Consider the following 13,171-nt stretch of genomic DNA (forward strand, 5'->3'; position numbering starts at 1 on the left):
TGTTTGTTCTTTGTATAGGGGGAACGAATTGTCGTCTCACTATACTTTATTAACATTTATAATACGTACCACTACCTACTAAAAAAACCTGCCCGCTCCTTGCTGGAGTCAGGCAGACCTGGGCGACCGCCCTGTTCACTTATCTTCGGCTTCCCCGCTTGTTAGTTCCATTCACGGTTACCACATCCACGAATGGGGCTATCCGGTCCATGAGCCGCTGGCCTTTGTGAGCTTCTTCCCCATCCTTGCTGGTGAAGCTTAGGTGCTTCTCCAGAGCCTTAAGATCATAGTTCGAGGTGTAAAAGGTGGGCTTGCGGTTCATACGGTAGTTCAGGATCGCCCCCATCACATGGTCGCGGACCCAAGGATTCAGGTTCTCCGCCCCGATATCATCAAAGATCAGCAGATCCGCTTCCTTCATGATCTCTACCGTCTCCTTCAGCTTCTGGCTGTCCTGGAGCATAGACTTCAGATCCTCCACAAATTCCGGCATATATACAATAACGCCCGAATGCCCTACTTTGGCCAATTCATGCAGCAGATAGGTCATCAAGAAGGTCTTGCCTGTCCCAAAATGGCCAACAAGATACAGTCCATGCGGGGACAAACCGTTCTCCCGGGTCTCATTGATATACCGGAACACCTGAGCTACCGCAGGCGAACGCATGCTATCCTTGGACATGATCTCTACCATGTCATAACCTTCCTGCAACGCCCGCTCATCCACATAAAAGCTGTGAATCCGCTTCTTCACCTCAAGCTCCCGTTGCCGAGTGAGATGCTTCGGACAAGGAACCTGCCTGTCGTACAACTGGGCTCTGCCTGTCACAGTCTCCACAGTAAGCCGGGTGAAATGCCCCTGAAAATCATTGGGGCAGAGATCCAGCCCCGGACAAGCGCTGCAGTGCCGGTTGTCATTCACATATTGATATAACTTGCTGAGATTCAGCGTGAGCTGATTCTCACTAATTTCGGGATATTGGGAACGCAGCTCCTGGACCAGAGGATCATGGAGCAAATCATTCAAGATTTGCTCCGAACGGCGCCGAAACTGCGGACTTTTCATCTGTTGAAGCATTTCCCCCAAAGATTCCATGTACTCACCTTCAATCTGTTCCATTCTCAAATTCCGTTGTTCTTACCCGCCTGCATCATTTCGGCCATCTTGATCAACTCGGCAAACTCTTCTTCCGATACGCCGCCGTCCTGATCCGTACCGGTACTCTGCACAATAGGAATCTCCGGCTTCAGCCTGGCATTTCTGGAGTAAGGCCTTGCCCGGCCTGCTGGAGCACCCGCGGCAGCCGTCTCGTTCTTGACCTTCACTTTAGCCTGTTCCCGGATATAATGTACGGCCTTCTCATACGTGTTAACCTGCTTCATCAGCATATTGGAAGCAATCGCGTTCACGAAGTTACGGTTGATCCGCTGTTCTCCACCTGAGGTCAGAAGAGCCATCAAATAATGGATCAGCACATTGATAACTTCACTCGGCAGCTTATAATTGTGATCAATGTTCTCGAATATATCCAGTAAATTATCCGGTATTGCGCCAGGGAAAAAGGTCTTCAGCAGCCTAGTATAAGGCTCATTCCGCAGCATCATATTATATTGGTGAATATCGCATTTCTCCATGAACTGAGGCGGTACCTCGACATAGAATTCCATCTGCACCGCATGCTCCAGCGGAGCCTCGTTCGTACCGGCATGCTCCTGCTGTCTAAGCGAGATCACCTTGCCGCCCTGAACCTGACGCTCACCCTTCCGTTTCTTCTCCTGCCTGAAGAAGAGATTGGCCCTGCGCTCAAGCTCCTCCTGCAGAATACGGCCATCCGGATCAAAGATATCGTCTTCGTCCAGCAGCCGGCACAGATCCTGAACGGATAGCTCATACTTGCGGGCCACGTAATTCACGGTGCCCAGCTGTTCTGTATTATAACGGAGTCCTTCTACATAAGTGCGGTTAGCGGAATTGCGCGGAAAGCGCAGAATAATATCCGCATAATTGAACCCCTCTTCTTCAGCAATCCTGAGACCGGGTTGTCTGGAGATTGAGACTTCAGCAATCGCCTGCTCCAGCTCATAATCAATAGAGTGGGCATTCAGTTCGAAAATCTCGTAGAAAGGAACGGAAATATTCTCCTTGTTCATGGAACGGCCGGGGAAATCCCCATTCTCTTTGCTCCACAGCTGTTCCTGAAGAGAGAGCACGGCAAATTTGCCAATCTTGTCTCTCAGCAGAAGCGTCAAATGCTGGGTCTTGAAGAATTCGGCCGGGGACAAAGGGGCTTGAAGTTCATATTCATATAAATAATCATCATTCTCCGGCAAATAAATCCGGCTGGTCTGCAGCAGTCCAACAGCTTCCAGCTTGGAGGTCAGCTCAACCAGAAGCTTTCTGCCCTTCTCGCTTGGCTCAAGTCCAAGTGTTAGGAACAAGCGGCGCTGCTGCTCTACCGGGGAATAACCGACTTTCTCCATCGGTACCTGCTGAACGAGAAGATGATAAAGTGAAATCGCAAAAGCGCCTACCATAGGCTGATAGACTTGACTTAGCATAGTTCCGTCTACGGTGCCAAGACCGAAATCGCGATATACGCAGAAAGAATGATTTTCTGAAAAATGGTGTAAATTAGTGATCCGCATAACCTATCGCTCCTTCTCGTGGCCAAATGTAGACTTTATCTATTCTAGCACAAATCTCTCTGACCGGAATCGTTAAAAGATTACAAAATTCGCCGATATTGGCTGATTACAAGCGAGCGATTCATGGATCACGTCTCTTTTGCCAATTATTCGGGCTTGTGCAAATCTAAGTAGACTTCCTCTATAAAAGCACGGGCTCCTCTATTATGTGAAACGCTGCTTTCGCAAGACAATATGGCAGCAGTGAGATAGACAAATAGACTGCACCTGTCAGAATGCAGTCTGTTCACATTTGTATTTGAACCCAGTTAAAACATCTTATATCCGCCAAGCCGTAGCTTCTGAATAGTCCAGCCGCTGAGAATAGCCCCTGCAAGCCCTGCAACCGCTGTCAAGTAATCCACCACACGGAAGGATTGAAGATAGGCTCCCATAGGCTGTGTATGATCCCATAACGAGTATACGACTATAGGCAGTATTACGATGATGAAGATGTAGCTAGGAAACCATGTTGTCTTCATCAACATATTTAGAATAAATCCGATGCCGAACATCATGACAAAAAACAATACCATGAGTATAAAAACGATGATAAATCCCAATCCCATGACGCTTTCGTGCTCCCCTCTATCAACACTAATGTCAGTGTACTAAAAAATTGCAGACCCTGCAATGAAGTTTGTGAAGACCTGATGAAGCCATTTGCCCGCCCAGCCTCAATTAGCTACAATGGAACAAGAGCATGAAATAATTAGGAGTGATAAGATGAACGAGGCAGCTTTAACACTAGAAGGATGGTACGCGCTTCATGATTTCCGCGCCATGGATTGGACCGCCTGGAAAGCAGCGGATGACGAGGAACGTGCCGTAGCTCTGGATGAACTACACGTGTTTTTACAAGAATGGGGAGCGGTTGAAGAAGCCGGTACAGGAAGCACCGCAGTATATTCAATCATTGGACAAAAGGCTGACTTCGTGTTCATGTTCCTTCGCGAATCGCTTGAAGAGATCAACCGCTTGGAGACAGCTTTCAATAAAACCACCTTTGCCGAGTATACTACCAAAGCTTACTCCTACGTCAGCGTAGTGGAGCTAAGCAATTACCTCGCTTCAGGCGAGGGAGATCCGCGGCAGAAACCGGAAGTTATTGCCCGGCTTCAGCCTGTACTTCCCAAGTCCAAGCACATCTGCTTCTATCCTATGAACAAGAAACGTGAGCTTGCTGACAACTGGTACATGCTGTCGATGGAAGAACGCCGCAATTTGATGCGCAGTCACGGCCTGATCGGCCGCGGGTATGCCGGCAAGGTGAAGCAGATCATCACAGGTTCTGTTGGTTTTGATGACTGGGAATGGGGCGTAACCTTGTTCGCGGATGATCCTCTTCAATTCAAGAAGCTGGTCTACGAGATGCGCTTCGATGAAGTCAGTGCAAGATACGGAGAGTTCGGCAGCTTCTATATCGGCAATCTGCTGACTGATGAATTATTCGCTGAGATGCTCAAGCTGTAATAGGGATTTTTCTCTGCATATAATAAGGGTGCCATAGGAACATTATTGTTCCCATGGCACCCTTTTTGAATAACATACAGGTTAACCGTATCTTAGCCTCAGCTTAATCCTCATCCTCTTCCTGCTCCAGCCGCTTCAGAGATTCGAGGAACTCCGCCGTGGCCCGGTCCCGGTCCCTGCTTTTTTCCTTTAGCCGTTCAATTGCAGGAAGAATCAAGGTATCTATTTCCTTCTGTACATGGTAGGCCAGGTCATAGCGCTGCTGACTCTCCAGGAAGGATCCGGCTTCGATCAGTCCGTTATAACGATCAAGCTCGTCACGTGTGAGCAATCCGCGTACCTGAACACTGCAATGCCGCATCTTAGAAGAACCTTCCTTTTCTCAGGACTAGCGGAATACCGCCAATAATGAACAAGTAACGCAGATCTACCAGTTTCTTGAGCTGTGCTGCCTTCCATCCCTTGAACTTCCTGGTTCCCACCGCTCCTATTGCTTCCCGCTTACCTAATGAAGCTACCGTTCCTTTATTACTGAAGACGAACTTCTTAAGCTGCTGATTGCGGATGGAAGCCACGACGTTATGCGCACAAGTCACTCCCTGCTGCATGGCAATCTGGGCCGTTGGAGGATAAGGTCTGCCTTCCTCATTGAACATTAGCGAATTGTCTCCAATTATGAACACATGCTCATGTCCAGGAGCCCTCAGATATTCGTCAATCTTCACCCGGCCCCGCATGGTCTCAAATCCGGCGCCCTCTACCAACCGATTGCCCCGGATTCCTCCCGTCCAAATGACCGTCGCTGACTTGATCTCTTCGTCCGTTGCCAGGATAACGCCCTTGGATGTGCATTCCTTGATCGCCGTTCCTATCTTGAAGGTAACTCCCTTCTTCTGGAGAACATTCATCGCATATTCCACCAGTTCCGGATCAAAGCCTGGAAGCGCCGTTGGGGCGGCCTCCACATTGTAGATATGTACCAGGGATGGATCCACATCATACTCCTTGCATAGGTCAGGAATCCGGTCAGCTAACTCGGCAGCGAATTCGATCCCGCTAAAGCCAGCTCCGCCAATGACGAAATTAAGCCGGTCCTTCCGGTTCTCATCGATCTTATACTGGGCGAATTGATATTCAATGTGCTGACGAATCAGGCGCACGGAGTTAATACTGCGAATCGTCATCGCATGCTCTGCAAGCCCCGGAATCCCGAACGATTCGGGCTCACCACCAAGAGCAATGATCAAATAATCATAAGATAACGTTCCGTCCTCCAAGATGACTTTTTTATCATATAGACGAATTTCCTGCACATTAGATTTAACCAGGTCAATCTTGAATTCATCAATCAGCTTGGAGATCTGGACTCGTGTATGATCTATGGATTCCGTTCCTGCGGCAGGCATGTGCAGATGTGTTGTGAAATAATGATAATCATGGCGATTCACGAGGGTTACGTCAGCTTCGTTATAATTCAACTCCTTCTGGAGCTTCTGAGCGGTGAGTATCCCACCGTATCCAGCACCCAGAACGACGATTTTAGGTATGGAACTCATGATTTGTTCTCCTTCCAACTGCTTCAATCTATATTTGTTCAGAACGCCAAAATTATTTGTGAAATTATACACTTGAAACTTCAGGGTATTGCCACCTAAAAATGAACATCTTAATAGTACTCTTGCACATCTGAGCTGTATTCAGCTTCGTTTTTCCTCAAATTTGCAAAATTTGGGCTTTTGACTCTTTTGAATAATAAAGGCTTTAAAGTAAAAGATCAAGTCTTTATTTCAGGGGCATTTGTGCATGTTCTTAGGCATTATGCGGATGGTTTCTGAGTTATTTCAGAAAAATTTGCAAGAAAAGAAAGCATCATTATAATTAAGTGGTATTGACTTATGTCTATTTTTGGAGGTGCTTAGTTATGTCTGACCTTAATCAAAGCAATGACTTCACAGATCTGCTGATTATCGGCGGCGGTCCTGCGGGCATGTTTGCTGCCTTTTACGGCGGTATGCGTCAAGCATCCGTGAAATTGATCGAGAGCATGCCTCAGCTTGGCGGGCAGCTTGCCGCGCTCTATCCTGAGAAATATATTTACGATGTTGCCGGCTTCCCTAAAGTTACAGCTCAGGAGCTTGTTAATAATCTAAATGAGCAAATCAAGCATTTCAATCCGGATATCCGCCTTGAAGAGAAGGTTATCAATGTAGAGAAAAAAGATGAATGCCACTTCATCGTCACAACCAATCAGGGTGAACACCATGCGCGTGCAGTAATTATTACCGCGGGTGTTGGGGCGTTCGAGCCCCGCCGTCTTGAGCTGGAAGAGGCTGCCCGGTTCGAAGGCAAGAACCTGCATTACTTCGTAAGTGATCTCAGCAAATTCGCCGGCCGCAAGGTTCTCATTAGCGGTGGAGGAGATTCCGCAGTAGACTGGGCGCTTATGCTGGAGCCTATTGCCGAGCAGGTTACTCTTATTCATCGCCGGGATAAGTTCCGGGCCCATGAGCACAGTGTTGAGAACCTTATGTCTTCAAGTGTTCAGGTCATTACACCAACCGAGATCACGGTTCTTCACGGAGATGACACCATTGAACGTGTGGTACTCACCCACACCAAATCAAATGAGACCCAAGAGATTGAAGTAGATGATGTTATTATCAATTTCGGATTCCTCTCTTCCCTCGGTCCAATCGCAGAGTGGGGCATTAACATTGAGAGCAACTCCATTGTTGTGGATTCGCGAATGGAGACTTCTGTTCCCGGCATTTTTGCAGCGGGAGACATCACTACCTACCCGGGCAAATTAAAGCTAATCGCCGTAGGCTTCGGTGAAGCCCCTACAGCAGTGAATAACGCCAAAGTCTATATTGATCCATCCGCCAAGCTATCGCCTGGACACAGCAGCAATCTCAAGCTCTAGATGGAATCTATAGAAGTCCTGGACATCTGAGCTCGTTTAGTCCACCTGAACACATGTTATAACACAATGAAGGGTATCTTAACTTCTGGACACATTCGTCAAGAAGGAGAGATACCCTTGTCTTATATATGCTCACTATGTAACGGCCTGTTCAATCTGTCATTAGGTTGTCCAACTTGTGGACAACTCCTTGAGGATTGCGGGAGAGTTGAAGATTATAAAGGTCCCTATAGTCCCTACAATTCAGCTGATCAATACTCCGGGGCCGCTTCCGAACAGGCAGGCTGCGAACATATCGTGAGCTGCCAGTACTGTGGGGGACAGTATATCTACTGCGTGGATCTCCACCGGAACCTAATGTAGTACAAGCCCCGCCTGTGTACTAAGCTTTCTCTTCTGAATTTCGGCTAACAGGAGTGCGATGAATTCCCTGTCTAGTTGGAGCTCTTTGGCCAAATGGTAAGAATCCAGCAGCATTTCATCTGTTAATGTCGCCATAACTATCACTCCTTCCTAAAATTTTCCTGTAATTATCATATCAACAATAAAGTGACAGAACAAGCGTTCTTGTTATCCACATATTGTTGTGGAAATCCTGTGAATAAGTTGTTAGTAATCCCCCAATATCTTGGTAGACGGGTTAGGATAGTGTGGATAAAAGTTATTCACAGGACTATACATGGCTGTAAATCTTCAAAAATATTTTTTTACAGTCTTTTGCAGGCTTTATACAGCTTTCCAATACATTAACCTGACCTAGAGCTTAATAAACCTGTTTTATCCTAATTTGTATAAAGTTATTACTGGGGACGGGTATTAACTTCAAATATCCAGATACGTCCCTGTGTGTCTATTCCATAATCAAATCCGAGGATACCGATGCCTGGAAACCTTTGTTCCAGAATATCTGTGCATCTGCTTGTCAATTCACGCATCCTCCGCCGCTCCCGTCTTCCAGAGGAAGATGAACCGGATCTTGCCAAAGCCTCCCTCGCCGGAAGCTGGGTTCCCCCTTTGCACAAATTAGTCACGAACAGGCCGGGTCTGGCAAGCCTCCCAACCATGGCACGGTATTCCCAGCCTTTTGCGCCCTTGGCCACTTTCACTCTATAATCTATAGGTCTTCCCGCAATGGTTGCCAGTTGAATTCCCTGCTGTATGATATACGGACGTCTGACTTTGATCCGGCTCAGCGACCTCTCCATGGCTTCAAAGCTTCTGAACGACCGCGTATCCGCCATATGTGTAATAGAATAACCGCCGCCGCTGGATACGACCTTAATTACCCCATAACCCCCACCGCCCCGTATGGGCTTGATTACCACCATCCTGTGCTTTTGGAGCATCCGCTTCATATTAGACGCACTATACATGCTTGTCTGTGGAATATGTCTCTGAATTCGCTTGTCTGTAAGAAGCGCCTCTGTCTTAAGCCACTTATTGGCCAGCTGTCTTCCCGCCATCGACCTCTCTCCTTTCTCTGTCCGAAGGTTCGTACTTATGGTTATAACTACTCAAAACAGGACTTTTGTTCTTGTATCTATGTCCACCTGACCGCCTAATTTCAAGAAATCCGGCTGTTGTCCGCTTTCTAAGGGATTATTGCATCGTTTATACTCTTTTCAAACAAATCGTTCTGGTATATAGTAGACCCGTACCTACAGTTAATAGGGGGATTCTTCTGTTGGAGCAGTTGTTCGGAATTCTTTATTGGGTTGCTATGATTGCGATGTCTACTGTGCTCGTTGCAGTTACGATCGCGGTATTTGCCATAGGCGTGCGGTTCTTCAGGGATTCCCGAAGAGGCCTTGGCGCATCTTGTATGGCTTTCTCCATCATCACCGCCGGAATGATCTATCTAATGCTGAACAAACAATTCTTCTAATTGCAAGTCCTGTAAAACTTATAGTAAAGGAGTCAGGGAATGAACCATACATTAACCGCAGATATCGATTTCTTCGCTGCGGCGCTGTCCCAGAAGGTCATCTCCGCCTGGCAGGAAGATGAAGCTGGTGTATATTGTGAAATTGGTCGTGGTATAGTTGAGAAATATTGCTCGGATTATGTTCGTATCCGTAATATAGAAACGGGTAAGCAGTCGCATTACGCCCGCGATATAACGATGTTCAGCACTGCTGAATAGTTAATTATGAAGTCCCTCCGGCATCTCGGAGGGACTTCGTAATTAACGCTTACTCAAACTATACATCGAGATGTGATCATGCTCGTTAACACGCAAAACAGACTCCGCGCGGTGCGCGAAGCCTTGTTATTTCAGGGGCCTTATTATCAACAATAAATAAACGAGCGTTTCATTTGAAGAATCTAGCGTATGTATTGTTTACAAATTATTATCCTTTGGCAAATCAAAACTCTCAAGGCTGTCGTATAATTCTTTTTGTATAGAATATTTCCTAGCAAGTTGATACGGAACTGTGTAATCACCGATGACGTTATCCAAAACCTTTTCCAGGTCTACGTCCTTAACCTGCTCACGGCGCCACGAAATATACACTCCATCATTTTCTCCGCCGCTAACATTGTCGATATTCACGGATACTGATACTTCGTATACCTTAGGGTTATTAAATAGGATTTTAGAGTACGCAATCAGAGAGCCGCCATCTATCTTTACGAAGTCCTTAGAGTCCCAAAATGCTCCGGGATTAACTGTGATCTCTATGTACTCCCCTGTTGTGTCCGAACTTGCTGCAAACCTCCTGAAAGTTGTCTCATTTAGAGGGATAGACACAGCAGTTACCTCATTCGCAAGCGCCTTACGTACATTTTCCTCAGTCACGTCCGCTTTGGACCAATCGAATGCCGGTTCTTCTACTCCTGGTTTTGTCACTTCTTTTGCAGTAACAGAAGTTGTGGATGTAGTATCACCAGATACTGGCGCTTCCTCGCTGTCACCCTCAAAAAATTTAAATAACCCAAATATAATTAGGATGAGTATTAAAAGGAAAACACCCTTATTTTTGGATCTATTGTACCATTCCACAAATCCTCCCCCTCACCCCCTAAATATTACGATGTACCTGGTCCGCTGTCACTACAAACAAAGAAAGCGCCCTCCAACGTAATCCCTACGTAACTATATTCAAGAACCCGCTAGAGTGCTAGCGAATTCAAACGTTTCTAAAGAGTGGGCAGTTGTTGAAGTGGAACTCCAGGGACCGTCCTCAGTTGATCCGCCGAATAATCCAGATTTTCCAATATCAGGAGACAGGGCTATGTTAACTATCACCCTAGTTAACGGCATGGAAAAAGAATACGATCTCTCTTCCCAAGAAGTTTCTGATTTTATTAAGTGGTACGATGCGAAAGACTCTGGAAACGGCCCAGCAAAGTATGCTTTCATCAAAACGTGGAATAAAGGCCCGTTCGGTAAGCGCACAGAGTGCGTAATCTTCAATAAAATTCTTACGTTTGAAGTCAGCGAGTATACGTCAAGTAAATAGGACAAAAAGAAAGAGCCCGTTAGTAGGGCTCTTTTTAAGTTGCGTTTATTTCCTTAACGCTAAACAGCTTTAATAGTCATGTCGGGTTCCGTTGCGATCGCGAAAAAATAGGCAGCAGCGCATGGCAGAAGGTCATTAACTAGTCGTAAGCGACGTATGGGTGACCGGCTATAAGAAAGCGGAGTTCGGATTGCTGGCGGCTGTCCCGGCAGATAGTAATGTCAAGATACGTCACGTCGGCATTAAGGTTTATAAAGCCGCTCGAAACGTAAAGGCGCGGCATGCTGCTTGTTTTTACTTTGTAGTTACTTCGAAAAAAACAGCATAGACGCTTAAAAAAAATATTCACAAAGATTCTGTAGGTCTGCCCATATTTAAGATGAGTCTATGATTTTCTCCTGATCGCTACGAAATTTTTCAGTATTAAGCAAAAAACTGATTAGGCAAAATACTCGATCAAAATAGATCACAGTCTACACTTAGTTAAAGTGCGAAATAGTTTACACCTTACTTTCAAATGAAAACACACTAATATATTATTTTCTCTTAAACTTCAAAATAAGGTTTGTGATAGAAATAACAGCTATAACTCCCAGTAGTATATTAGTGAATTGTAAAGTACTTGTAAGGTGTTGGATACTGTCAGTTGTGTCAGGCAAGTTTAAGTTAATGCTATCTGCTATTCTACTGATATTTTGAGACATACCAGTTATATATTGAACCCACTCTTCATCTTGCATTCCCATGACACCTCCTTTAATTATAAAATTTTACCATATAAATAGTAAAATATCAATATATTTACAAAAAAAGATACATTATATACTATATTTGGAATTTAAACCAAATTACAAAAGGAGAGTGTTGTAATGAGAATCAGTAAAGTAATCCCATCTGTAATTCTTGCTTGTACTGTTCTAGCCACACCAGTAAGTAGTATTTTATCCCCAGTCGTAGCATCAGCAGCTGCGTCTGAATCGTCTTCTTCTGAAGTATCTAAGTTAAAGCTTTATGATCTATATGTAAACGTGCCATATACAGAAGATGAATATTCTTTTGTAAGAACTGAAAATTCTAAAGAAGTAAGAATTGATATTATTGATAAAGCAACTGGTAAGAAAGTTGATGCTTATGGAGAATTGATCCCTACTACTAGTAAAAACAAGTCACAATCCCAAACACAAGCTAGTGGATATTATGAAAACAGAACTGTTTATAAAGATAAGGTTCTTGATGATTTTGCTACAGTACGTATAAATCTCAATCTCAATTTATATTTCACAACAGGTAGTTCTTTTGGGCAAATAAACAAAGTCAATGGAGTGAATCTTGTTGCTGCGTCTAGCGGGCTTTATACTATAGCAGACCCTGCTATTTATGCCGATTCTGCGACTGGTAGTTATCCAACAGGCAGCATATCAGTTTCCGGATCAGGGGTGGTTGATACTACAACTTCTAGCTCTGGTGGTGTTAGTTTAGGGGTACTGGGCTATACGGTGGGTACAGATCAGCATTTTAGAAAACCTTTCGATGTAGAATGGACTTATTCACTTTATTAATTGCAATTCCCAAATTTTGTTTGGGAGTTTCGTATAAACGGATCCTATAGAAAAGAGTCCTAGTGTTTGAATGAAATGCATCCCTTAAAGTAGAACATTGGAACCCTCCTGGGTAAAACCGATGAATTTTAAGAGGTGCTTTTTTATGTCCATCAAAGGAATGAAATTTAAAACTTACACATTGGAGACAGAGTTGGAGGCTATTCGAATGAATGTGGAGATGGGGAGCATTTGCCACCTATACCCTTCCAAGGAGGAAAAGTGGACCTATCGTCAGATTACCGATAAGCTTGGGATCCAAGAAAAAGACCGTGTCAAGAAATGGATGAGAAAATACAGGCAGCAAGGAAATTACGGATTACTCGACCAACTTTGAAGAATTATGAAAGATTCCTGAGTACAGTGAATAGTCTGTGTCGGAATGGCCTTTAAACCAAACATAAGACTTTTCGTCCTTATACTCCTTAACTGGATTTATAATATTGATCCAGTTTTGAGAAAAGTCCATGTTTGGCCCCCCTTGAGTATTAGATTTTTTTGTTAACGGATTGAACTCGATAAGCTCGTCCCCTTCCAATTGGTTAAAGATCGCCTTAAGCGTACGAATCCGTATATTGATGGTAGTATCGGAAAGCCCGACGCGTTGGTTCTCTGCTGATACGTACTTATGTCCTTCATAGCGTACCTTATCTTATTTCATATACGAAATGTGATCGCGAATTATTTGCGTAGTTATCGCGGCTACTTCCTCGATATCCGGATAAAACTCGCGCAGCAAGATAATAAAATAACCGTAATGCTTCGTATAATCCTGCAGCGTCCTCTCACGAAGTCCTTCCGTCCTCTTAGCGCTAATTACAAAGTCAATCGCCTGTTCAAGTCCTATCGCCGGATATTCGCGTTCTACTCTTGTCGCTCCATTAGGTACGCGTCGTTCCCGCTTCTTCAGTGCCATACAAAAAGACCTCCATTAACGTATAGTTCGCGACTAATACGTGTGGAGGTCGTAATTAACAATCCATAAGCGGCCGTTTTGGGGTTGTTATTTTGCATCAATCGGGATTGCG

General features: G+C 45.0%; 17 protein-coding genes. 7 read left to right on the plus strand and 10 right to left on the minus strand.

Features of this window, described 5'->3' with window-relative positions; translation table 11 throughout:
* Positions 1 to 139: 139 nt before the first annotated feature.
* The 3 genes from dnaI to LDO05_RS14600 all read right to left on the minus strand — a co-directional run bounded on the left by dnaI (position 140) and on the right by LDO05_RS14600 (position 3,248).
* Positions 140 to 1,096: a primosomal protein DnaI gene (gene dnaI, locus LDO05_RS14590; protein ID WP_251378738.1), complete on the minus strand. Its 957-nt coding sequence runs from the start codon at positions 1,094 to 1,096 to the stop codon at positions 140 to 142.
* Positions 1,097 to 1,122: 26 nt separating this feature from the next.
* The gene (locus LDO05_RS14595; protein ID WP_251376100.1) at positions 1,123 to 2,646 is read right to left on the minus strand and encodes a replication initiation and membrane attachment family protein; all 1,524 of its coding nucleotides are present in this window, start codon (positions 2,644 to 2,646) and stop codon (positions 1,123 to 1,125) included.
* Positions 2,647 to 2,954: 308 nt separating this feature from the next.
* Positions 2,955 to 3,248, minus strand: coding sequence for a YuiB family protein (locus LDO05_RS14600; RefSeq protein ID WP_251378739.1), 294 nt, complete (start codon positions 3,246 to 3,248; stop codon positions 2,955 to 2,957).
* A gap of 163 nt (positions 3,249 to 3,411) precedes the next feature.
* On the opposite strand from LDO05_RS14600, the gene hemQ reads away from it, so the two are divergent.
* Entirely contained in the window at positions 3,412 to 4,158 is a 747-nt protein-coding gene (gene hemQ / locus LDO05_RS14605; protein WP_251376101.1) for a hydrogen peroxide-dependent heme synthase, read from the plus strand.
* Positions 4,159 to 4,261: 103 nt separating this feature from the next.
* Here the strand turns inward: hemQ and LDO05_RS14610 are convergent, their stop codons facing one another.
* Together LDO05_RS14610 and LDO05_RS14615 are read right to left on the minus strand one after the other, a co-directional pair.
* Positions 4,262 to 4,519: a hypothetical protein gene (locus tag LDO05_RS14610; RefSeq protein ID WP_127200138.1), complete on the minus strand. Its 258-nt coding sequence runs from the start codon at positions 4,517 to 4,519 to the stop codon at positions 4,262 to 4,264.
* Position 4,520: 1 nt separating this feature from the next.
* Positions 4,521 to 5,714: an NAD(P)/FAD-dependent oxidoreductase gene (locus tag LDO05_RS14615; RefSeq protein ID WP_251376102.1), complete on the minus strand. Its 1,194-nt coding sequence runs from the start codon at positions 5,712 to 5,714 to the stop codon at positions 4,521 to 4,523.
* Between the two features lie 365 nt (positions 5,715 to 6,079).
* Between LDO05_RS14615 and LDO05_RS14620 the strand changes: the two genes are divergently transcribed.
* Positions 6,080 to 7,081, plus strand: a complete 1,002-nt coding sequence (locus LDO05_RS14620; RefSeq protein ID WP_251376103.1) for an NAD(P)/FAD-dependent oxidoreductase — start codon at positions 6,080 to 6,082, stop codon at positions 7,079 to 7,081.
* 354 nt (positions 7,082 to 7,435) lie between these two features.
* Here LDO05_RS14620 and sda read toward each other — a convergent pair whose 3' ends face one another.
* Positions 7,436 to 7,579 (minus strand): sporulation histidine kinase inhibitor Sda, encoded by a 144-nt coding sequence (gene sda, locus LDO05_RS14625; protein ID WP_251376104.1) that lies wholly within the window; start codon positions 7,577 to 7,579, stop codon positions 7,436 to 7,438.
* 302 nt (positions 7,580 to 7,881) lie between these two features.
* Complete coding sequence (locus LDO05_RS14630; protein ID WP_251376105.1) at positions 7,882 to 8,544, minus strand: YheC/YheD family protein; 663 nt, start codon at positions 8,542 to 8,544, stop codon at positions 7,882 to 7,884.
* Positions 8,545 to 8,765: 221 nt separating this feature from the next.
* On the opposite strand from LDO05_RS14630, the gene LDO05_RS14635 reads away from it, so the two are divergent.
* Positions 8,766 to 8,966, plus strand: a complete 201-nt coding sequence (locus LDO05_RS14635; protein WP_251376106.1) for a hypothetical protein — start codon at positions 8,766 to 8,768, stop codon at positions 8,964 to 8,966.
* A 39-nt stretch (positions 8,967 to 9,005) separates the two neighbouring features.
* Positions 9,006 to 9,224 carry a hypothetical protein gene (locus tag LDO05_RS14640; RefSeq protein WP_251376107.1) on the plus strand — a complete coding sequence of 73 codons (219 nt, stop codon included), beginning with the start codon at positions 9,006 to 9,008 and terminating at the stop codon, positions 9,222 to 9,224.
* 198 nt (positions 9,225 to 9,422) lie between these two features.
* Here LDO05_RS14640 and LDO05_RS14645 read toward each other — a convergent pair whose 3' ends face one another.
* Positions 9,423 to 10,085, minus strand: coding sequence for a hypothetical protein (locus LDO05_RS14645; protein WP_251376108.1), 663 nt, complete (start codon positions 10,083 to 10,085; stop codon positions 9,423 to 9,425).
* A 232-nt stretch (positions 10,086 to 10,317) separates the two neighbouring features.
* On the opposite strand from LDO05_RS14645, the gene LDO05_RS14650 reads away from it, so the two are divergent.
* Entirely contained in the window at positions 10,318 to 10,545 is a 228-nt protein-coding gene (locus LDO05_RS14650) for a galactose oxidase (protein WP_251376109.1), read from the plus strand.
* A gap of 536 nt (positions 10,546 to 11,081) precedes the next feature.
* Here LDO05_RS14650 and LDO05_RS14655 read toward each other — a convergent pair.
* A complete protein-coding gene (locus LDO05_RS14655) occupies positions 11,082 to 11,285 on the minus strand; it encodes a hypothetical protein (RefSeq protein WP_251376110.1) in 204 nt (67 codons plus the stop codon).
* A 129-nt stretch (positions 11,286 to 11,414) separates the two neighbouring features.
* Between LDO05_RS14655 and LDO05_RS14660 the strand changes: the two genes are divergently transcribed.
* Positions 11,415 to 12,104: a hypothetical protein gene (locus LDO05_RS14660; protein ID WP_251376111.1), complete on the plus strand. Its 690-nt coding sequence runs from the start codon at positions 11,415 to 11,417 to the stop codon at positions 12,102 to 12,104.
* 160 nt (positions 12,105 to 12,264) lie between these two features.
* Positions 12,265 to 12,480, plus strand: coding sequence for a helix-turn-helix domain-containing protein (locus LDO05_RS14665; protein WP_251376112.1), 216 nt, complete (start codon positions 12,265 to 12,267; stop codon positions 12,478 to 12,480).
* Between the two features lie 315 nt (positions 12,481 to 12,795).
* On the opposite strand, the gene LDO05_RS14670 is transcribed toward LDO05_RS14665, so the two are convergent.
* On the minus strand, positions 12,796 to 13,059 hold the full coding sequence (locus LDO05_RS14670; RefSeq protein ID WP_251376113.1) for a hypothetical protein: 264 nt from the start codon (positions 13,057 to 13,059) through the stop codon (positions 12,796 to 12,798).
* Positions 13,060 to 13,171: the final 112 nt, after the last annotated feature.

Origin of the sequence: Paenibacillus sp. YPG26 (assembly GCF_023704175.1) — a bacterium.
Classification (GTDB): domain Bacteria; phylum Bacillota; class Bacilli; order Paenibacillales; family Paenibacillaceae; genus Fontibacillus.